Below are 19,711 nucleotides of genomic sequence, written 5' to 3'. Positions count from 1 at the left end.
ATCGTTGAAGGCATCAAGATGGATAGGCCCGGTTATCCGCTGATACCGGGCCCGTATCTGTTCCGGGGCTTGGCTGTTAAATTCACTGCTTAAATACGCCCCGGGCGTAACGCGGCTCGCTGCGCCAGTACTGGGGCGGCGCTGTTACCTGAGCACCCAGTCTGGCCGCCGCGTGCCACGGCCAGCGAGGATTGAAGAGAATGGCGCGGGCCAGGGCGACGGCGTCTGCTTCGCCGGTAGCCACGATAGCTTCAGCCTGTTCGGGTTCGGTAATCAACCCGACGGCGATGGTGGCAATGCCGACCTCCTGTTTGATCCGCTGGGCATAGGGTACCTGATAGTTTGGTCCCGGATGGATTTGCTGCTCTGCAGACAGGCCGCCGCTGGAGACATGAATAAAATCGCAGCCTGATTCATGCAAAGCCTTGCCGAGTTGAACGGATTGTTCCATATCCCAGCCGCCGGCAACGCCATCCGTGGCCGAGATGCGCACGCCGACGGCTTTATGCGCCGGGAATACCCGCCGAACCGCGTTATAAACCGCTAGAACCAGGCGCATGCGGTTCTGCAATGAGCCGCCGTATTCATCCGTGCGGTAGTTCGCCAGGGGGGACAGGAACTGGTGCAGTAAATAGCCATGCGCGGCATGGATCTCTATCAAATCAAAACCAAGGCGGTCCGCCCGCTTGGCGGAATCGACGAAGAATGCGATCAACTGGTTGATTTGCCGGGTGGTCATCGCCAGCGGGGCCGGGTCTTTTTCATCGTAGGGAACCCCCGACGGCGCGACAGTCTCCCATCCTCCCTGTTCGGGGCTCAGAAAGGGGCGCCCGCTCCACGGCACGCCGCTTGACGCTTTGCGGCCGGCATGGGCCAGCTGGATCCCCAGGGGAATGGCCGAGTATTTTTTTACCGCCTGAATGACGGAGCCAAGCGCCTCTTCGGTGTCCTGATCCCATAAGCCCAGGTCGTGGGGTGAAATCCGGCCTTCCGGCGCCACGGCGGTGGCCTCCAGAATTAACAGCCCGGCGCCGGAATGGGAAAGAGTGCCCAAATGCATGGTATGCCAGGCGGTCGCTTTGCCATCCTCCGCCGAGTATTGGCACATGGGGGCGATGATGATGCGGTTAGGGAGTGTGAGTTTACCAAGCGACACGGGAGAGAATAGTTGACTCATACGTCGGCCTTAAATGGTGATTTTCGCTGGGATCGTGAAAGTGACGATTCAGGTTAATATAGAGCAATAATCTTTTTACTATAAGCATTCATATCCCGCCATCAATTTCACCTCCTGACAGCGATTGCGCTATCAGGTATCATGCCTGGCCGTTGCGCCGGTCTGGATAAACCGGCGCTGAGCGATAACGATTAACCTCAATGAAGACAGGAAAGTACACCATGCCAGTGTTACATAACCGGGTTTCCAATGAGGAGCTGAAAGCGCGCATGCTGGCTGAAACCGAGCCGCGTACTACAGTCTCCTTCTATAAATATTTCACGCTTGACGATCCCAAGGCGTTTCGCGATCGTCTGTATGCCCAGTTTGCGCAACTCAAGGTATTTGGCCGCATCTATATCGCGGCGGAAGGTATCAATGCGCAGATCAGCGTGCCGAACAACCGGTTCGCCGCCTTTAAAAGCGTATTGTTCGCCGCCCATCCCGCGCTTGATCAGGTTCGGCTGAATATTGCGCTGGACGATGACGGCAAATCATTCTGGGTTCTGCGCATGAAAGTTCGTGACCGCATCGTGGCCGACGGCATTGATGACCCAACCTTTAATCCGGCGCACGTCGGGCAGTATCTGCAGGCCGAACAGGTCAACGCCATGGCGGACGACCCCGATACGCTATTTGTCGATATGCGCAATCATTATGAATACGAAGTCGGACACTTTGAAAATGCGCTGGAAATCCCCTCGGATACCTTCCGCGAACAGCTTCCGATGGCGGTGGAGATGCTCAATCATCAGCGGGATAAAAATATCGTCATGTACTGTACCGGGGGGATCCGCTGTGAGAAAGCGAGCGCTTATATGCTCCATCACGGTTTTAAACATGTTTATCATGTTGAAGGCGGCATTATCGAGTATGCCCGTCAGGCAAAAGCGCAGGGGCTGCCGCTGAAGTTTATCGGCAAAAACTTTGTTTTTGATGAACGGATGGGCGAACGCATTTCCGATGAGGTGATCGCCCATTGTCATCAGTGCGGCGCCGCGTGCGACAGCCATACCAACTGCCGTAATGAAGGCTGCCATCTGTTGTTTATCCAGTGCCCGGCGTGTGCGGAGAAATATGACGGCTGCTGTAGCGCGGTCTGCCAGCAGGAGCGGCAGCTGCCGCTGGAAGAGCAACGCGCCCGCCGCAGCGGCCGTGAAAACGGCATGAAGATTTTTAATAAATCGAAAGGATTATTGCAATCAGCGTTAGGCATCCCTTCGCCGCCCGCGGAGGGTAAGGCAAAGGAATGATAGTAAAAAGCCCTCTCATATGCTGAAAGGGCTTAACCGGACGTGGCGATGTGCGCTTATTTCTGACGCACGCCTTCGACGGAAATGATCAACTCAACCTCTTGAGACGCGGGTCCCAGGTCGGTGGTGATATTAAAGTCTTTCAACTTGATGGTCGCTTCCGCTTCAAAGCCGGCGCGATAGTTGCCCCAGGGGTCGCTACCCTGGCCGATCAGCTTCGCGTCCAGCTTAACCGGTTTGGTTACGCCGTTTAAGGTCAGGTCGCCGGTGATATCGTACTCGTCGCCGTCTTTTTTCACTTCCGTAGAGGTGAAAGTGGCTTGCGGGAACTTGGACACGTTCAGGAAGTCGGCGCTGCGGATATGCTTGTCGCGTTCGGCGTGGTTGGTATCGACGCTGTTGGTGTTGATGGTGACATTCACCTTATCAGCCGCGGGGTTCTTTTCATCAAAAGTAAAACTTCCGTCAAAATCGTTAAAGCCGCCATAAATCCAGCTATAGCCCAGATGGTTGATGCGGAATTGAATAAACGCGTGCTGACCTTCCTTATCGAACTTGTAATCGGCGGCCAGGGCCGACCCGGCGGAGGCCAGCAGTGAAAAGGCGGTCAGGCCCAGTAGTGTTTTCTTCAGCATTGGTATTTCTCCATAAATCCAGAAAGTTAAGGGATGTTGCGACCCAACATCCGTTTCAACGTCGAATCACCATCAATAAAGTGGTGCTTTAATGCGGCTAAACCGTGCAGTACTGACAGAGCTACCACCACCCAGGCAAGATAAAGATGCACGGTGCCGGCAATATCGGCCTGATCCGTCAGGCCGCTTACTGTAGCCGGAATAGAAAACCAGCCAAAAACGGAAATCGGTTGTCCCTCTGCCGTGGATATCAGATAACCGCTGATAAGTATCGCAAACAGCACGACGTAGAGAGTAATGTGCGCCAGCGTGGCGCTGATGCGGGTAAAGGTTGAATAACTGCTTAACGGCCGCGGCGGGGGAGAAATAAAACGCCAGACAACCCGGAAGATCATAACGGCAAAAAGCAGCATCCCGATGCTTTTATGGATTTCGGGCGCGCGGTGATACCACACATCATAATATCCCAACGTTACCATCCATAGCCCTAGCGCAAACATGCCATAAATGGTCAGCGCGGATGCCCAATGGAGAAGAATGCTGATATGACCGTAACGCGACGCGGTATTACGCCAAAGCATGTTGATGACTCCTTATCAGGTAACGTGAATACTCGGGCAAAATTAAACAGGTAGAAACACAAAATCAATATAAAGTTGCCAATCATAACAATAGCGCAACCTTGAACAGTTTTTTTGAATTTAAATTCATATCTTATTCAATCTAATTATTGTAATTAAGAAAGAAAATAAAACCCGCAAGGCCTGATGATAGCGGCGGACGGAAATATCAATGTTCGCCATGTATTTTATTCGCTGAATAATTATGTAATGGGTAACTATCGGCGGCGAGCATGAATGGCCAAGGGCGAAGAAAGGGAAAAAGGGCGCTTGGCGCTTGAAATAACAGCACCGTCGCAAAGACGGTGTTGTTATGGGCGGTTGTGAAGCAATAAAATCGGTAAATCTGGTTTAAAATAAAAATATTAACAGCAATATCAATGGCTAATGCTTGCGATAATCCAGCGCCTGACAGTCTGTTGATTCAATCTTGGCAATGCCGGCTTCAAGTATGTATATAAGCTGTCTGGCTACATCCGTCGTTAACCATAGCGTCCGGTCAACTTGCGCTTCATCTGGAGCCTGATCCGAGGTGGATAAATAGTGTAAACGGATCATCATGGCGTCATAACTGTCAACGGTACTGATGTCCCAACCTACAAGAGGATGTGTCTGAATAACTTCATTTTTTCTATCCATAAATACCCCTTATTGACTAGTTACCAACATGAGTGACTAACGAGGTTTAAGGCGGCTCCTTATTTAGAAGAGCATTATCAGTATATCGCCGCTTATTTGATTTATGGGAAATATTTTCAAAAAAACTGCAAAAAAAACGTTGGACGGTAATTAAACAGTCTGGAACGAGCATTTATTTGTCCCAGACTGGGGCGATGAACAGGGAGAAATAACAGCGCTATTCGCTATTTAAACCGGCATTTTTCTCCAGCGTGGCGGCGAAGTGGGCAAGATGTTTTTTCATCAAGGGATCCCGATTCTCATTTTGCGATTCCAGCTTCAAATTGTGGATCAGCAACTGGTTTGCTTTTTCATCAAGACAGAAGACCAGAGATGAAAATGCAAGCTCCAATGCGTCAATTTTCCGCTGCTGTGCCCCGATCAACTCCAGCAGCTCACCGAATGTCATTGCTTCTTCTGGTTTTTCTACTGCCATAATAGCTATCCTCAGTCTTAACTAACACGGTGGTGAAATGCCCGGTACCAATGGTTGTTACCGCGTTTAACCAAATCTTTCAATAGACTACACAACATGCCAGAACGCGACGCATAAAGCGAGAGCCAGCTTTGCGGAAATATTTATGCTTCAGGTATAAACCAGTCGTCCGCGCTTTCCCAGGTTTCCTGCAGAATTTCGGATATACGCTCTTTGTCATCTTTGCCGGCGCCCAGCACGGTAAGACTATTACCCGCCGCGTAACGAACCTGAACCGGGATATCGGGGTACTGCCGATGAATACGCCGTCCCAGCTCATTGGTCAACGCCTCAATGGCGCCTGCCGGCAAAGGGGATGACTTTGCTATGGTAATTTCTACACGCATAATTGCCTCCGGTATTTAACTGTTTATTTATACAGTTATAAAGGGAGAAGAACAAGCGGTGAAGAAACATTCGTAGCCGACTGCATCACGTTATAACCTAAGCGTTGCGAACGGACCAGCCAAGGCGTTGTCCGGCGAGAAAGGGAATCAATGATTCATTCCCCAGTGAAATTTCCTCCGGGAAGGTCACCGGACTGCGGTTGAGTTCAATCCAGTCCTCATTCACGGGCAAACCATAAAAATGCGGGCCGTTCAATGAACAGAATGCCGCCAGTTTGTCCAACGCATTTATTTCATCAAATACGGTCGCGTAGGCGCTTAATGCCGCCTGGGCATTAAACACCCCGGCGCAGCCGCAGGCGGATTCTTTACGGTGTCTGGCATGGGGGGCGGAGTCGGTGCCGAGAAAAAGCCGGTTACAGCCGCTGGCGACGGCATCGCGCAGCGCCTGCTGGTGAGTATTCCTTTTGAGAATGGGCAGGCAGAACAGATGTGGGCGAATCCCGCCGACCAGCATATGGTTGCGGTTGAACATTAAATGCTGGGGGGTAATGGTGGCGGCAAGGTACTCATTACCGGAGACGACATACTGCGCGGCTTCTTTGGTGGTAATGTGCTCGAAGACCACTTTCAACTCGGGAAACCGCTGACGCAGCGGCTCCATCACGGACTCGATAAACCGCGCCTCCCGATCAAAAATATCTATCGCGGGATCGGTCACTTCGCCATGAACCAACAGCGGCATGCCGATTTTTTGCATCTTTTCCAGTATCGGGTGGATAGTGGCGATGTCGGTTACGCCGTGACTGGAGTTGGTGGTGGCATTGGCCGGATATAATTTTGCCGCGCTGAAAACGCCTTGCTCAAAGCCGCTGGCGATCTCTGCGGCGTCCAGCGAGTCGGTCAGGTAGCAGGTCATCAACGGCTGGAAATTATCCCCCTCGGGGATTGCCGCCAGAATACGCTGCCGATAGGCGATGGCGCTTGCCACGCTGGTGATTGGCGGCGTCAGATTGGGCATCACGATAGCTCGGCCGAAAAAACGGCTGGTGTACGGAAGAACGGTTTCCAGCATCCGATCGTCACGTAAATGAAGGTGCCAGTCGTCAGGGCGGGGGATTTTCAGCGTGTCGGACAGTGCGGTCATGAAATGTGGCTCCGGCGGTCAGTGGGTTTCGGGACTGATACGGCGGGGAATAAGAATAAGGGCAAAGCTTCTCGAATGCATCCGTTTGTTGATGAATGCTTGAAATTAACCACGTATTGGCATTTCATATCTTATCTTTTGTAAATTAAATAAGGACTACCATGGAAATCCGCATCGTTGCCAGTTTACAGGCTAAAGCCGAGTTTATTGAAGAGGTTGGCGCCGCAGTGAAGCAAGTTGTGGCGCACAGCCGTCAGGAGCCGGGTAACTTGCAATACGATCTGCACGAAGAGATCGGCAAGCCGGGGGCCTTTGTCTTTTATGAGCGCTGGAAAAGTCAGGAACTGCTGGACGAACATGAACAGAGCGAGCACTTTCAGCGTCTGGTGTCCCAGCTTGCAGGGAAAACCACCGCGATGGAGATAAAGCTGCTGCAATATCTGGACTGATAACACGAGATCAAGGTTCAGCGCGTTGTCAGCACGCGCCAAATAAAACACCCGCCGATTGGCGGGTGTTTGCGCTATTGGCAACGCGGCGGATTATTCGCTTACTGCCGGTGGTTTGGTCGCCGGGGCCGTAGCCTGGTTAGCGGCCGCGTGGCCGCCGGCGGCGCCTTTGCCGGCAAACTGATACTCAGGACGCTTCCAGTCGCTTTGACGCGCCGGTTCCGGCTGATATTCCGGGGCCGGGGCTTTCGTCATCGGCGCCGTCGCGTGCAGCTTATAGCGAGGCTCTGCGGAAGCGCCGGCGTCGGCCGGAGTCGGCTGAGCGGCCGCCTCGGCGGGCGACTCGTCCGCGGGGCTTGCCGCCGCCGTATCGCGCGCCGGGGAACTTACCTCAGCTTCAGCCGCCGGCGTTTTTTCCTCATCGACCACCTGCGGCAGAGAAGCCGCTGCATCCGTCGGCGTCTCCGCAGAGGGCTCTACGGCTGCGTCCGTCTGCGTCTCCGCGGGGCGTTCTACCGCAGCATCCGCCGGGGTCTCTGGGGCTGTTTCGACAGCCGCATCGGCCGCGCTAGCGTCAATCGGCGCCGCTTCGGCAGAAATTTCCTCTGCCGCGTCGGTTGCCGCAACGGTGGCGTCATCTACCGCCGCATTACTAACCGCGGGTTCAACAGCCACGGGTTCAACGACCGGCGTGTCCGTTTGCTCCGCGGCTGATGGCTCTTCCGCGGCCTGAGGCGCGGGCTCCTGCGCTGCTGGCAGCACAACTTCTTCCGCCTGTTCCGCTTTGGCCGCAGCGGTAATCGCCTCATCCTCTGCGCTCGCTTCGTTAGCCGGCTCCGCTTCAACCGTCGGCGCTTGCTGCGCTACGGTCTCGATAACCGGGACGGCGGCGTCCACTACTGCCGGCAGCAGAGGCGTGGTCGCAGAAAGGATATTCTCTTCCGCGGCTTGCTCTTCGGGCTGTTCCAACTGCGGAGATTGCGCGACAGGATAGCTAATCCATACTTTACCCGACGCTATTTCCGGCGAAGCGGAGGCGTATTCCAATGATATCGGCGACTGCAATGGATAACGCTCATCACGGTAACGGCGACGGCGCTGACCGCTGACGCGCAGATGACGCGGCGAACGGCGCGAGCGGCGCGGCATTCCACCGTTTTCGGCGTTGGCGCCGCGGTTGGCGTCAAAGGTCGACGTATTTTCCGCATCGTCATTGTCAGCGATAATCTGTTCATCGGCGGGATTGGACTGCGTCGGCGCCGTTTCAACCGGTAGTGCCGGCGTTACCGTTTCAACCGCGTCATCGCTTGCGGATTGCACGCGAACCTTCTGCGTCAGTTGGCGACGCTGACGGCGCGGCATAACCTGCGCGGGCTTATCCTGCTCGGCGATGCTCTCTTCCGGTGCGTCGGCCGCGGCCTCGATAACCGCGTTTTGCGCTTTCACTTCCTGCTGCTGGCGTTTTTCATCCGGACGACGACGCTGACGCTCCGCGCGCGGTTCGCGACGCGGCTGTTCGTCGATGGCGACTTTTTCAGTTACCTCTACCGCCGGTGTTTCAGCAACGGCTTCGGTATGCTGCTGGCGTTTATTGCGGCGTTGATCTTCGCGTGGTTCACGATTGTCCCGTGACCCGCGATCGCGGCGGTTATTGCCTTGACGGCGCGAATGACGACGTTCCTGACGCGGCGCATCACCGGCGTTCGCCGACTCGCTTTTCTTCTCATCCGCTTTATCCACGGTTTCCGCAGCCGGTTCGGCGGCGAAAATGCCTTTCAGGGCGCCGAGGAAACGGCTGACAATGCCGGGCTGGGCAGGGGTCGCCTGAGCCGGAGGAGCGGCTTTTTCCACCGCCGGCGCTCTTTCTTCCGCCGGCATGTCAGGCATGGTGAAGGTGGCCAACGCCGGCTGTTCAGGCAGTTTACGTTCGGCCGTCTGCTCTTCCTGCAATTGCTGCGCTTCGGTTTCCAGCAGCTGCGGCAGCAGATAGCTGAGCGTGGGCCTCTCTTCGCCTTTGCGCACGCGCACCACGGAATAGTGCGGAGTTTGCATACCGTCATGGGGAACGATGATGGCGCGAACGCCGCCCTGACGGGTTTCGATGGCGTTGACGGCATCACGCTTCTCGTTCAGCAGGTAAGAGGCAATCTGTACCGGAACGATGGCGTGAACTTCTTTGGTGTTTTCCTTCAGCGCTTCTTCTTCAATCAGGCGCAGAATCGACAGCGAAAGCGATTCGTTATCGCGCACGGTGCCGGTGCCGCCGCAGCGCGGGCAGACGTGATGGCTTGATTCGCCCAGCGACGGGCTGAGGCGCTGGCGGGACATCTCCAGCAGGCCGAAACGTGAAATCCGGCCGATTTGAATCCGGGCGCGATCCTGGCGTACGGAATCCCGCAGGCGGTTTTCCACTTCGCGCTGGTGGCGCACCGGCGTCATATCGATAAAGTCGATAACGATCAGGCCGCCCAGGTCGCGCAGCCGCAGCTGGCGGGCGATTTCATCCGCCGCTTCCAGGTTGGTATTGAACGCCGTTTCTTCAATATCGCCGCCGCGCGTCGCGCGCGCCGAGTTGATATCGATCGCCGTCAGGGCTTCCGTGGTATCGATAACGATAGAGCCGCCCGAAGGCAGGCGCACTTCACGCTGGAAGGCGGATTCAATCTGGGACTCAATCTGATAGTGGCTGAACAACGGGATTTCACCGCTGTAAAGTTTGATTTTACTGCTGAAATCGGGGCGGCCCAGAGCGGCGATATGCTCTTTGGCGCGTTCGAGGATTTTGGGGTTGTCGATCAGAATTTCGCCGATATCCGGGCGCAGGTAGTCGCGGAAAGCGCGCACGATCACATTGCTTTCCTGGTGAATCAGGAACGGAGCCGGACGGCCTTCCGCCGCTTTCTTGATGGCTTCCCAGTGTTTCAGACGGAAAGCCAGATCCCATTGCAGCGCCTCGGCGGATTTACCCACGCCGGCGGTACGCACAATCAGCCCCATGCCGTCGGGCAGCTGTAAAGAGCCTAGCGCCTCTTTCAGTTCGGTTCGATCGTCCCCTTCGATGCGGCGTGAAATACCGCCGGCGCGGGGGTTGTTCGGCATAAGGACCAGATAGCTGCCGGCCAGACTGATAAATGTCGTCAGCGCCGCGCCTTTGTTGCCTCGCTCTTCTTTATCTACCTGAACAATAACTTCCTGGCCTTCGCGCAATACATCTTTGATGTTGGGACGACCGTGAGAGGAATAGTTGCTGGGAAAATATTCGCGAGCGATCTCTTTGAGAGGGAGAAAACCGTGTCTTTCGGCGCCATAATCAACAAAAGCGGCTTCAAGACTGGGTTCAATACGGGTGATTTTACCTTTGTAGATATTCGCTTTCTTCTGTTCATGACCGGGACTTTCGATGTCCAGATCGTACAGTCGTTGACCATCAACCAAGGCAACACGCAACTCTTCCTGTTGAGTCGCGTTAATCAACATTCTCTTCATCTTTAACTTACTCGTTATTTTTACTTACATTATTGATAGAGCTGCGGACAAAAGAACCGCATGACCGGAGTGAACCGATGGCCTCGTGGCTTATCGCAGGGACGTCAACCTCCCGGTTGTCGCCTGCATGGAGGCGCATTTTTCGGTAGCCTGTATTTCCTGATGGAAAACAGCGCGTTTACTGAGGGAACAGCTTCTGAAGAATGTCGCCAGATCTGATTCCATTTGCCGGCCAAGCTGCAATCCGCAGCCCGCTAACTGCTTGATATCACATTACGTCTTACGCCATTGCTGCGTGTCTGCGTCATCAGGCAAACTTAATAATTCCGCAATTTTCCTCGTTTAACTGTAAATCAGCACGGAAAACGCGAAAAGCATTATTCCATTGCTGACACCGTTATAGCAAGGTGACTTTGCCCGCCAGTATAAAGATAGTGCGCGAACCGGCGGCGGCTGAGACTGATTTCAGCCGAACCTGTGGGTGCAACGCTATCTTCATCGGTCAGACTGACAGTTAAGCACAGAAAAAGAAGTGGCGCTATCCAAGCGCTCTATTTAGAATCGCGCATCATGAAAACAGAGAATCCCACAGTACAATTCGTGACGATATCCGCCGATGAGGCCGGACAACGCATCGATAACTTTCTGCATACCCGCTTAAAAGGTGTGCCTAAAAGCATGGTTTATCGCATCCTGCGCAAAGGCGAGGTGCGGGTAAATAAAAAACGGGTCAAGCCGGAATATAAATTACTGGGCGGGGATGAAATCCGCATTCCCCCGGTCAGACAGGCCGAGCGCGACGACGCGCCCGTGTCGGCCAGCCTGGGGAAGGTCGCCGCCCTGACCGATTGTATCCTCTATGAGGATGACCACCTGCTGGTGCTCAACAAGCCTTCCGGCACTGCGGTTCACGGCGGCAGCGGGCTGAGTTTCGGCGTGATTGAAGGGCTGCGCGCCCTGCGCCCGGAAGCGCGTTTTCTTGAGCTGGTTCACCGCCTCGATCGCGATACGTCCGGGGTGCTGCTGGTGGCCAAAAAGCGTTCTGCGCTGCGTTCGCTGCATGAACAATTGCGCCTTAAAGGGATGCAGAAAGACTACCTGGCGCTGGTGCGCGGAGAGTGGCAGTCCCACTGCAAGGTGGTGCAGGCGCCGCTGCTTAAGAATATTCTGCAAAGCGGCGAGCGTATCGTGCGGGTCAATAGCGAAGGCAAGCCTTCCGAGACGCGCTTTAAGGTAGAAGAGCGTTTTGAGGTGGCGACATTGGTCCGCGCCAGTCCGGTCACCGGAAGAACCCATCAGATCCGGGTGCATACCCTGCATGCGGGCCATCCGATCGCCTTTGACGACCGCTACGGCGATCGCGACTTTGACCGTCAACTGGCGGGAACGGGGCTGAAACGCCTGTTTTTGCACGCCCTGGCGTTACGTTTCGCCCATCCCAATACGGGGGAAACGCTGCGTATCGAGGCGCCGCTGGATAATCAACTGCGTCATTGCCTGCAAATACTGCGCAAGTCAAAGGCATAGCGGCGCGATCCTTTCCGGGATAGCGGCTGTCGCGCTATCCCGTCCGGGGTTATATCGTCAGCGGATTAACCCCTTCAACCCGCAGCATTTGCGTCAGCGCGATTAAAGGAAGGCCGACCAGCGTATTGGGATCGCGCCCCGATAACTTATCGAACAGCGTAATACCCAGTCCCTCGCTCTTAAAACTGCCGGCGCAGTTCCAGGGCCGCTCTTTTTCCAGATAGCCCTCTATTTCCTCCGGCGTCAGAGCACGAAAATGGACCTCAAAGGGTTCGACCTCCTGCTGTATCCGCTGGCTCGCGCTGTTGAACAGCGCCAAACCGGTATAAAAGGTGATGCGCCGCCCGCTGGCCTGCCGTAGTTGCCGCACGGCGTTGGCCTTGTTATGCGGTTTCCCGGTAATCACGTTATTTAAGACGCAAATCTGATCGGCGCCTATAATCAGGTGATTGGGGTAGTGCGCCGCCAGCGCGCGCGCCTTGCTGGCGGCCAGCCGGGCGACCAAGGTTACGGCGTCTTCGGCGGGGTACGGGGTTTCGTCCACCTCCGGGGCCGCGCAGGTAAAAGGTATATTGAGTTTTTCCAGCAGCGACTTGCGGTAGGCCGAGGTTGACGCGAGAACGATCTGATACATAATTTTTTTATAAACCGTAGCGTAATGATGAAAGGCATTTTAAACTGTGCGCCGCTCCGGAAGCGAATATTGGTGTAAAGGTGGTGCTTCACTGCCTTTTTCTTTGACTCTATGTCGTTACGACGTTAATATGCGCGCCCTATGCAAAAGGTAAAATTACCCCTAACCCTTGATGCGGTTCGCACTGCTCAAAAGCGTTTAGATTATGTCGGTATCTATACGCCCGAACAGGTGATGCGTGTTGCCGAGTCAGTGGTGAGTGTGGACGGTGATGTTCAGGCGTCTTTGTCTTTCAATATCGACAATCAACGCCTGGCGGTGATTGACGGTAGTGCGGATGTTAATGTCACATTAATGTGTCAGCGCTGCGGAAAGCCATTTGAGCATCAGGTCCATGCGACGTTTTGTTTTAGCCCGGTCATCAATGATGAACAGGCCGAAGCTTTACCGGAAGCGTACGAGCCGATCGAAGTTGATGAGTTTGGCGAAGTCGATCTGCTGGCAATGATTGAAGATGAAATCATCCTGACCTTGCCTATCGCTCCGGTACATGATTTTGAACACTGTGAAGTGTCCGAAGCGGACATGGTGTTCGGTGAACTGCCTGCAGAGGCGGAAAAGCCGAATCCGTTTTCCGTATTAGCCAGTTTAAAGCGTAAGTAATTTAAGGAGTAAGGTCCATGGCCGTACAACAAAACAAACCTAGCCGTTCCAAACGTGGTATGCGTCGTGCTCACGATGCGCTGACCACTTCTTCCGTATCCGTAGATAAAGTTTCCGGCGAAACTCACCTGCGTCACCACATCACTGCGGACGGTTACTACCGCGGTCGCAAGGTCATTGCCAAGTAATTCTTGCGAATTATCAGCAAGGCAATACCTTGACACGCCTAACTCTGGCGTTAGATGCGATGGGCGGGGATTTCGGTCCCTGCGTAACAGTGCCTGCTGCATTGCAGGCACTGGCTTCTAATCCAAATCTCAAGCTGATACTCGTTGGCGATCCTGCTGCGATTACTCCATTGCTTGCCAAAGTCGATTCAGATCTGCTCTCCCGGTTAGAAATTCTTCCGGCCGAATCGGTTATTGCCAGTGATGCAAGGCCGTCGCAGGCCATCCGCGCCAGCCGCGGAACGTCGATGCGCATCGCGCTTGAACTGATTAAAGACGGAAAAGCGCAGGCTTGCGTCAGCGCGGGCAATACCGGCGCGTTGATGGGGCTGGCGAAGCTGCTTATCAAACCGCTCGACGGCATTGAACGGCCGGCACTGGTTTCCGTGTTGCCTCATCAGCAGCACGGGAAAACCGTGGTGCTGGATTTAGGCGCCAACGTCGCATGCGACAGCACCATGCTGGTCCAATTCGCGGTTATGGGATCGGTAATGGCGGAGGAAGTGCTCGGATTGCAAAACCCGCGGGTGGCGTTGCTGAACATCGGCGAAGAAGAGAGCAAAGGTTTGGATAACATCCGCGATGCGGCGGCCAAATTAAGGAATACGCCGGCGATTAACTATATTGGCTACCTTGAAGGTAACGAATTGTTGACCGGGAAGACGGATGTCATGGTCTGTGACGGTTTTGTGGGCAATGTCACGTTAAAAACCATGGAGGGTGTGGTCAGAATGTTTTTGTCGCTACTGAAACCTTCCTCTTCCGGCGCCGAGCGCGGGAAAAAGCAGTCCTGGTGGTTACGATGGCTGGGACGTTTGTTACAAAAACGTCTGGCCAGACGTTTCGGTCATTTGAATCCTGACCAATATAATGGTGCTTGTCTGTTAGGATTACGGGGAACCGTAATTAAAAGTCACGGGGCCGCAAACCAACGGGCGTTTGCGGTTGCCATCGCACAGGCGGCGCAGGCGGTACAACGGCAACTTCCCGAGCAAATTGCCGTCCGCTTGAAGGCTGTATTACCTAAGAGTGATTAAGCGTACATGTATACAAAAATAATCGGAACGGGCAGCTATCTGCCTGAGCAAATCAGGACCAACGCTGATTTAGAGAAGATGGTGGATACGTCCGACGAGTGGATCGTCACGCGGACCGGGATCCGTGAGCGGCGCATCGCCGCGCCGGATGAAAATGTGGCGACGATGGGTTACCATGCCGCGCAAAAAGCGCTGGAAATGGCGGAGATTGATAAAGAGCAGGTCGGTTTGCTGATCGTGGCCACCACATCCGCAACGCACGCTTTCCCCAGCGCGGCCTGCGAGGTTCAGCGGCTGCTCGGGATTAAAGATACCATCGCCTTTGATCTGGCCGCGGCCTGCGCGGGCTTTACCTACGCGCTCAGCGTTGCCGATCAATACATCAAAAATGGCGCGGTGGATTATGCTTTGGTTATCGGTTCTGATACCTTGTCGCGCACGCTGGATCCGGAAGATCGCGGTACGCTGATTCTGTTCGGCGACGGCGCGGGCGCCGTTTTATTGACCGCGTCCGAGCAGCCCGGCATTCTGTCCACCCATCTGCATGCGGATGGGCGCTACGGCGAGCTGTTGACGCTGCCGCACCTGGATCGCGACCATCCGGAAAATCCGGCCTATCTGACGATGGCCGGCAATGAAGTGTTTAAAGTCGCGGTGACCGAGCTGGCGCATATCGTTGAAGAAACGCTGCGCGCGTCCCAACTGGAGAAAAGCCAGCTGGATTGGCTGGTGCCTCATCAGGCAAATTTGCGCATTATCAGCGCCACGGCAAAAAAATTAGGCATGGGAATGGACAAGGTTGTGGTGACGCTGGATCGTCATGGCAATACGTCGGCGGCTTCCGTTCCCGCCGCGCTGGATGAAGCGGTGCGCGACGGTCGGATTAAACCGGGGCAACTGGTTCTGCTGGAAGCCTTCGGCGGCGGTTTTACCTGGGGCTCCGCGCTGGTTCGTTTTTGATTAAACAGGATTTTTAAAATGACGCAATTTGCAATGGTATTCCCGGGTCAGGGATCGCAAACCGTTGGCATGCTGGCCGAACTGGCGGCGGAATACCCGGTGGTCACCGAGACGTTTGCCCAGGCCTCCGCCGTTTTAGGCTATGATCTGTGGCAGCTTACCCAGCAGGGGCCGGTTGAAGAATTGAATAAAACCTGGCAGACCCAGCCCGCGCTGCTGACGGCTTCCGTCGCCATCTGGCGCGTCTGGCAACAGCAGGGCGGGAAAACGCCCGCGCTGATGGCCGGCCATAGTCTGGGTGAGTACTCCGCGCTGGTTTGCGCCGGCGTGCTGGATTTCCAGCAGGCGGTTCGCCTGGTTGAATTGCGCGGCAAATTGATGCAGGAAGCGGTGCCGGAAGGCGCCGGGGCGATGTACGCGATCATCGGCCTGGATAATGACGCCATCGTCAAAGCCTGTGACGAATCCGCACAGGGGCAGGTGGTGTCGCCGGTAAACTTTAATTCTCCGGGACAGGTGGTGATTGCCGGGAACAAAGAGGCGGTTGAACGCGCCGGCGCGGCCTGTAAGGCGGCGGGCGCCAAACGCGCGCTGCCTTTGCCGGTAAGCGTTCCTTCGCACTGCGCGTTGATGGAGCCGGCGGCGAAAAAGCTGGCGGTCGCGCTTGAGTCCGTTGATTTCAGTGAGCCGGGCATTCCCGTGGTCAATAACGTCGACGCGCGGATCGAAACCTCGCCGGAAGCGATCCGCAGCGCGCTGGTGCGGCAGCTTCATCGTCCGGTGCGCTGGACCGAGTGCGTCGAATTTATTGCCTCCCAGGGCGTTGAATCGCTATTGGAAATCGGGCCGGGTAAAGTCCTTACCGGTTTGACTAAACGAATCGTAGCTACCCTGACAGCGGCCGCGGTGAACGATCCTGCTTCTCTGTCGGCGGCGCTTGAAAAATAACCATGGAGAAGACAATGGGTTTTGAAGGAAAAATTGCGCTGGTAACGGGCGCAAGCCGTGGAATAGGACGAGCTATCGCTGAGACGTTAGTCGCTCGCGGGGCAAAAGTCATTGGTACCGCAACCAGCGATAAGGGCGCTGAGGCAATCAGCGCCTGGCTGGGCGAGAACGGTAAGGGGTATCGACTGAACGTCGCTGATGTGGCTTCAGTGGAAGAAACGCTGGCGCAGATTCGCGCCGAGTTCGGCGAAATCGATATTTTGATCAATAACGCCGGCATTACCCGCGATAATCTGCTGATGCGGATGAAAGAAGACGAATGGCAGGATATTCTGGATACCAATTTGACATCGGTATTCCGACTGTCTAAAGCTGTAATGCGCGCTATGATGAAAAAACGTTTTGGCCGTATCATTACCATCGGCTCGGTGGTCGGAACGATGGGTAATGCCGGGCAGGCAAACTACGCGGCGGCAAAGGCCGGTCTGATTGGTTTCAGCAAGTCTCTTGCGCGTGAAGTCGCCTCCCGTGGTATTACGGTTAACGTTGTCGCGCCAGGTTTTATCGAAACAGATATGACTCAGACGTTGACAGAAGAACAGCGAGCAGGCATTTTGAGCCAGGTTCCCGCTAACCGGCTTGGTGCCGCTAAAGAAATCGCCAGTGCTGTTGCATTTTTAGCCTCTGATGAGGCGGGTTACATTACCGGCGAAACATTGCATGTCAATGGCGGCATGTATATGATCTAAAAAGCACGACAATTATTTGCGTTATTTGCGGTAATAACCGCAAAATAGCACAAAATCGTGGTTCGACCAGCCGGGATTTTGTTGCATCTTTTTCAACATTTTATACACTACGAAAACCATCGCGAAAGCGAGTTTTGATAGGAAATTTAAGAGTATGAGCACTATCGAAGAACGCGTTAAGAAAATCATCGTTGAACAGCTTGGTGTTAAGCAGGAAGAAGTCGTAAACAATGCTTCTTTCGTTGATGACCTCGGCGCTGATTCTCTTGACACCGTTGAGCTGGTAATGGCGCTGGAAGAAGAATTTGATACAGAAATTCCAGACGAAGAAGCTGAAAAAATCACGACTGTTCAGGCAGCCATTGATTTCATTCAGGCTAACCAGCAGTAAGCGAACATATCTAGGCGGTCACTCGACCGCCTAAGTTTTTTGTCCCGCGGCGTCATATTTTCCCTCCCTGGAGGACAAGCGTGTCTAAGCGTCGAGTAGTTGTGACCGGACTGGGCATGTTATCTCCTGTCGGCAATACAGTTGAGTCCACCTGGAGTGCTCTTCTTGCCGGTCAGAGTGGCATCAGCCCGATCGACCATTTCGATACCAGTGCCTATGCAACCCGTTTTGCCGGGCTGGTAAAGGATTTTAACTGTGAGGAATTCATTTCGCGCAAAGAAGCGCGCAAGATGGATGCCTTTATCCAATACGGCATCGCCGCCGGCATTCAGGCCATGCGCGATTCCGGTCTTGAAGTAACGGAAGAGAACGCGCCGCGCATCGGTGCGGCGATCGGTTCCGGCATCGGCGGCCTGGGTCTTATTGAAGAGAACCACAGTTCGCTGGTGAAGGGCGGTCCGCGTAAAATCAGTCCGTTCTTCGTGCCTTCAACCATCGTCAACATGGTTGCCGGGCATCTCACCATCATGTACGGCCTGCGCGGTCCGAGCATTTCCATCGCCACCGCCTGTACCTCGGGCGTGCATAACATCGGCCATGCGGCGCGTATTATTGCCTATAATGACGCCGACGTCATGGTCGCCGGCGGCGCGGAAAAAGCCAGTACGCCGCTCGGCGTGGGTGGCTTCGGCGCGGCGCGCGCGCTGTCAACCCGTAACGATAACCCGCAGGCGGCAAGCCGTCCGTGGGATAAAGACCGCGACGGTTTCGTGCTGGGCGACGGCGCCGGTATGATGGTGCTGGAAGAGTACGAACACGCCAAAAAACGCGGCGCCAAGATTTATGCGGAAATCGTCGGCTTCGGCATGAGCAGCGACGCCTATCATATGACGTCGCCGCCGGCGGACGGCGCCGGGGCGGCGTTGGCGATGGAAAATACGCTGCGCGACGCGGGCGTCGCGGCGTCGCAAATCGGTTATATCAACGCGCACGGCACGTCCACTGCCGCGGGCGACCGGGCTGAGACGCAGGCGGTTAAATCCGTGTTCGGCGCCGATGCCGGCCGGGTATTGGTCAGCTCGACGAAATCGATGACCGGGCATTTACTGGGGGCGGCCGGGGCGATCGAGTCGATCTTCTGCATCCTGGCGCTGCGCGATCAGGCCATTCCCCCGACAATCAATCTGGATAACCCGGACGAAGGTTGCGATCTGGATTTCGTGCCCCATGAGGCGCGTCAGGTCAGCAATCTGGAGTACACGTTGTGTAACTCCTTCGGTTTCGGCGGCACCAACGGTTCGCTGTTATTCCGTAAGGTGTGATCGTCGACGTCTATGTAAAAAACCCGGTTCCCGGGTTTTTTTTTGTCCGCCATCCTTACCTGCGCAAAATCGGACTGGGTGACTTGTATGCCCCTCCCGTTTGCTGGCAAGCTGACGGCACTTAGCCGAAGGGAAGAAATAGATGCAGTGGATTAATGGTCGCATACAGGAACAGTTAGCGGTGTCGGATCGCGGCACCCAGTTTGGCGACGGGTGTTTTACCACCGCCAGAGTGCGCGATGGCGAGATCGTGTGGCTTGACAGGCATCTGGCTCGCTTACGGCAGGCGGCGGAACGTTTGATGCTGCCCGCCATTGACTGGCCGTCATTGCGGCAGGAGATGAACCTGGCGGCGCAAGGTCGCAGCGAAGGCATCGTTAAAGTTATGCTTACCCGGGGACCGGGCGGACGGGGATATGGCATTCAGGGCTGTGATAGCCCGACGCGGATCGTGATGCAGGCGGACTATCCCGCTCATTATGCCCATTGGCGCGAGCAGGGTATCAGCCTGCGCCTCAGTTCGGTTGCATTAGCCAGAAGTCGGTTGCTGGCGGGTATAAAGCATCTGAATCGCCTGGAACAGGTTCTGATTCGTATCGATCTAGAACAGCGCGCGGGCGATGAGGTCTTGGTGCTTGACACCGCCGGGACGCTAGTGGAATGCTGTGCGGCTAATTTGTTCTGGCGCAAGGGAAATCGCGTGTATACGCCGGATTTATCCTATGCCGGGGTTGATGGCGTAGCCAGGCAACACATCATTTCACTGCTGGCGGGTTCTGATTTTGAACTGCATATCGTTAGCGAGCCGCTGGACACGCTGGCGGATGCGGATGAGGTGATTATCTGTAACGCATTAATGCCGATTGTTCCCGTAAACCAGGCCGAGACCTGGTGTTATCGCTCCAGAGATCTGTATCGATTCCTGAGCCCTGACTGTTAGCCGTTGG

At 55.1% G+C, this 19,711-nt stretch carries 21 protein-coding genes; 12 read left to right on the top strand and 9 right to left on the bottom strand.

The features are described 5' to 3' along the window. Positions 1-82 precede the first annotated feature (82 nt). Positions 83-1,177, bottom strand: a complete 1,095-nt coding sequence (locus tag DDT56_RS19320; protein WP_136168035.1) for an NADH:flavin oxidoreductase/NADH oxidase — start codon at positions 1,175-1,177, stop codon at positions 83-85. Positions 1,178-1,398: 221 nt separating this feature from the next. Between DDT56_RS19320 and trhO the strand changes: the two genes are divergently transcribed. Further along, positions 1,399-2,469 carry an oxygen-dependent tRNA uridine(34) hydroxylase TrhO gene (trhO, locus tag DDT56_RS19315; RefSeq protein ID WP_136168034.1) on the top strand — a complete coding sequence of 357 codons (1,071 nt, stop codon included), beginning with the start codon at positions 1,399-1,401 and terminating at the stop codon, positions 2,467-2,469. 56 nt (positions 2,470-2,525) lie between these two features. Here the strand turns inward: trhO and DDT56_RS19310 are convergent, their stop codons facing one another. The 6 genes from DDT56_RS19310 to pyrC all read right to left on the bottom strand — a co-directional run bounded on the left by DDT56_RS19310 (position 2,526) and on the right by pyrC (position 6,371). Next, positions 2,526-3,101 (bottom strand): YceI family protein, encoded by a 576-nt coding sequence (locus DDT56_RS19310; protein WP_136168078.1) that lies wholly within the window; start codon positions 3,099-3,101, stop codon positions 2,526-2,528. Positions 3,102-3,130: 29 nt separating this feature from the next. Beyond that, entirely contained in the window at positions 3,131-3,685 is a 555-nt protein-coding gene (locus DDT56_RS19305; RefSeq protein ID WP_136168033.1) for a cytochrome b, read from the bottom strand. Between the two features lie 423 nt (positions 3,686-4,108). Beyond that, the gene (bssS, locus tag DDT56_RS19300; protein WP_136168032.1) at positions 4,109-4,363 is read right to left on the bottom strand and encodes a biofilm formation regulator BssS; all 255 of its coding nucleotides are present in this window, start codon (positions 4,361-4,363) and stop codon (positions 4,109-4,111) included. Between the two features lie 217 nt (positions 4,364-4,580). Further along, on the bottom strand, positions 4,581-4,838 hold the full coding sequence (locus tag DDT56_RS19295; protein WP_136168031.1) for a hypothetical protein: 258 nt from the start codon (positions 4,836-4,838) through the stop codon (positions 4,581-4,583). A 143-nt stretch (positions 4,839-4,981) separates the two neighbouring features. Next, positions 4,982-5,224 carry a DNA damage-inducible protein I gene (gene dinI, locus DDT56_RS19290; protein WP_136168030.1) on the bottom strand — a complete coding sequence of 81 codons (243 nt, stop codon included), beginning with the start codon at positions 5,222-5,224 and terminating at the stop codon, positions 4,982-4,984. Between the two features lie 97 nt (positions 5,225-5,321). After that, on the bottom strand, positions 5,322-6,371 hold the full coding sequence (gene pyrC / locus DDT56_RS19285; RefSeq protein WP_136168029.1) for a dihydroorotase: 1,050 nt from the start codon (positions 6,369-6,371) through the stop codon (positions 5,322-5,324). A gap of 161 nt (positions 6,372-6,532) precedes the next feature. On the opposite strand from pyrC, the gene DDT56_RS19280 reads away from it, so the two are divergent. After that, positions 6,533-6,820 carry a putative quinol monooxygenase gene (locus DDT56_RS19280; RefSeq protein ID WP_136168028.1) on the top strand — a complete coding sequence of 96 codons (288 nt, stop codon included), beginning with the start codon at positions 6,533-6,535 and terminating at the stop codon, positions 6,818-6,820. Positions 6,821-6,913: 93 nt separating this feature from the next. Here the strand turns inward: DDT56_RS19280 and rne are convergent, their stop codons facing one another. Continuing rightward, entirely contained in the window at positions 6,914-10,306 is a 3,393-nt protein-coding gene (gene rne, locus DDT56_RS19275; RefSeq protein ID WP_136168027.1) for a ribonuclease E, read from the bottom strand. 570 nt (positions 10,307-10,876) lie between these two features. Here rne and rluC point away from each other — a divergent pair. Beyond that, positions 10,877-11,833, top strand: a complete 957-nt coding sequence (gene rluC / locus DDT56_RS19265; RefSeq protein WP_136168026.1) for a 23S rRNA pseudouridine(955/2504/2580) synthase RluC — start codon at positions 10,877-10,879, stop codon at positions 11,831-11,833. Between the two features lie 49 nt (positions 11,834-11,882). Here rluC and DDT56_RS19260 read toward each other — a convergent pair whose 3' ends face one another. Next, on the bottom strand, positions 11,883-12,467 hold the full coding sequence (locus tag DDT56_RS19260) for a Maf family protein (RefSeq protein WP_136168025.1): 585 nt from the start codon (positions 12,465-12,467) through the stop codon (positions 11,883-11,885). Between the two features lie 141 nt (positions 12,468-12,608). Here DDT56_RS19260 and yceD point away from each other — a divergent pair, with 141 nt between their 5' ends. The 9 genes from yceD (at position 12,609) to pabC (ending at position 19,704) form a co-directional block, all read left to right on the top strand. Further along, entirely contained in the window at positions 12,609-13,130 is a 522-nt protein-coding gene (gene yceD, locus DDT56_RS19255; RefSeq protein WP_136168024.1) for a 23S rRNA accumulation protein YceD, read from the top strand. Between the two features lie 17 nt (positions 13,131-13,147). Next, positions 13,148-13,318, top strand: a complete 171-nt coding sequence (gene rpmF, locus DDT56_RS19250) for a 50S ribosomal protein L32 (protein WP_009112338.1) — start codon at positions 13,148-13,150, stop codon at positions 13,316-13,318. Positions 13,319-13,347: 29 nt separating this feature from the next. Continuing rightward, on the top strand, positions 13,348-14,394 hold the full coding sequence (gene plsX / locus DDT56_RS19245) for a phosphate acyltransferase PlsX (protein ID WP_136168023.1): 1,047 nt from the start codon (positions 13,348-13,350) through the stop codon (positions 14,392-14,394). Positions 14,395-14,400: 6 nt separating this feature from the next. Then, complete coding sequence (locus DDT56_RS19240) at positions 14,401-15,354, top strand: beta-ketoacyl-ACP synthase III (protein ID WP_136168022.1); 954 nt, start codon at positions 14,401-14,403, stop codon at positions 15,352-15,354. Between the two features lie 18 nt (positions 15,355-15,372). After that, the gene (gene fabD / locus DDT56_RS19235) at positions 15,373-16,302 is read left to right on the top strand and encodes an ACP S-malonyltransferase (RefSeq protein ID WP_136168021.1); all 930 of its coding nucleotides are present in this window, start codon (positions 15,373-15,375) and stop codon (positions 16,300-16,302) included. 14 nt (positions 16,303-16,316) lie between these two features. Next, on the top strand, positions 16,317-17,051 hold the full coding sequence (fabG, locus tag DDT56_RS19230) for a 3-oxoacyl-ACP reductase FabG (protein WP_136168020.1): 735 nt from the start codon (positions 16,317-16,319) through the stop codon (positions 17,049-17,051). A gap of 154 nt (positions 17,052-17,205) precedes the next feature. Continuing rightward, positions 17,206-17,442, top strand: a complete 237-nt coding sequence (gene acpP, locus DDT56_RS19225; protein ID WP_005970506.1) for an acyl carrier protein — start codon at positions 17,206-17,208, stop codon at positions 17,440-17,442. Positions 17,443-17,522: 80 nt separating this feature from the next. Beyond that, complete coding sequence (gene fabF / locus DDT56_RS19220; protein WP_136168019.1) at positions 17,523-18,764, top strand: beta-ketoacyl-ACP synthase II; 1,242 nt, start codon at positions 17,523-17,525, stop codon at positions 18,762-18,764. A 142-nt stretch (positions 18,765-18,906) separates the two neighbouring features. Further along, positions 18,907-19,704, top strand: coding sequence for an aminodeoxychorismate lyase (pabC, locus tag DDT56_RS19215; RefSeq protein ID WP_136168018.1), 798 nt, complete (start codon positions 18,907-18,909; stop codon positions 19,702-19,704). Positions 19,705-19,711 lie beyond the last annotated feature (7 nt).

Origin of the sequence: Brenneria corticis, from assembly GCF_003115855.1 — a bacterium.
Taxonomy (GTDB): domain Bacteria; phylum Pseudomonadota; class Gammaproteobacteria; order Enterobacterales; family Enterobacteriaceae; genus Brenneria; species Brenneria corticis.
This window is presented reverse-complemented; position numbering and strand designations above follow the sequence as displayed.

Coding starts and splice junctions, on each gene's coding strand:
- DDT56_RS19320 (WP_136168035.1), bottom strand. CDS start 1,177: ATGAGTCAACTATTCTCTCCCGTGTCGCTTGGTAAACTCACACTCCCT.
- trhO (WP_136168034.1), top strand. CDS start 1,399: ATGCCAGTGTTACATAACCGGGTTTCCAATGAGGAGCTGAAAGCGCGC.
- DDT56_RS19305 (WP_136168033.1), bottom strand. CDS start 3,685: ATGCTTTGGCGTAATACCGCGTCGCGTTACGGTCATATCAGCATTCTT.
- bssS (WP_136168032.1), bottom strand. CDS start 4,363: ATGGATAGAAAAAATGAAGTTATTCAGACACATCCTCTTGTAGGTTGG.
- DDT56_RS19295 (WP_136168031.1), bottom strand. CDS start 4,838: ATGGCAGTAGAAAAACCAGAAGAAGCAATGACATTCGGTGAGCTGCTG.
- dinI (WP_136168030.1), bottom strand. CDS start 5,224: ATGCGTGTAGAAATTACCATAGCAAAGTCATCCCCTTTGCCGGCAGGC.
- pyrC (WP_136168029.1), bottom strand. CDS start 6,371: ATGACCGCACTGTCCGACACGCTGAAAATCCCCCGCCCTGACGACTGG.
- DDT56_RS19280 (WP_136168028.1), top strand. CDS start 6,533: ATGGAAATCCGCATCGTTGCCAGTTTACAGGCTAAAGCCGAGTTTATT.
- rne (WP_136168027.1), bottom strand. CDS start 10,306: ATGAAGAGAATGTTGATTAACGCGACTCAACAGGAAGAGTTGCGTGTT.
- rluC (WP_136168026.1), top strand. CDS start 10,877: ATGAAAACAGAGAATCCCACAGTACAATTCGTGACGATATCCGCCGAT.
- DDT56_RS19260 (WP_136168025.1), bottom strand. CDS start 12,467: ATGTATCAGATCGTTCTCGCGTCAACCTCGGCCTACCGCAAGTCGCTG.
- yceD (WP_136168024.1), top strand. CDS start 12,609: ATGCAAAAGGTAAAATTACCCCTAACCCTTGATGCGGTTCGCACTGCT.
- rpmF (WP_009112338.1), top strand. CDS start 13,148: ATGGCCGTACAACAAAACAAACCTAGCCGTTCCAAACGTGGTATGCGT.
- DDT56_RS19240 (WP_136168022.1), top strand. CDS start 14,401: ATGTATACAAAAATAATCGGAACGGGCAGCTATCTGCCTGAGCAAATC.
- fabD (WP_136168021.1), top strand. CDS start 15,373: ATGACGCAATTTGCAATGGTATTCCCGGGTCAGGGATCGCAAACCGTT.
- fabG (WP_136168020.1), top strand. CDS start 16,317: ATGGGTTTTGAAGGAAAAATTGCGCTGGTAACGGGCGCAAGCCGTGGA.
- acpP (WP_005970506.1), top strand. CDS start 17,206: ATGAGCACTATCGAAGAACGCGTTAAGAAAATCATCGTTGAACAGCTT.
- pabC (WP_136168018.1), top strand. CDS start 18,907: ATGCAGTGGATTAATGGTCGCATACAGGAACAGTTAGCGGTGTCGGAT.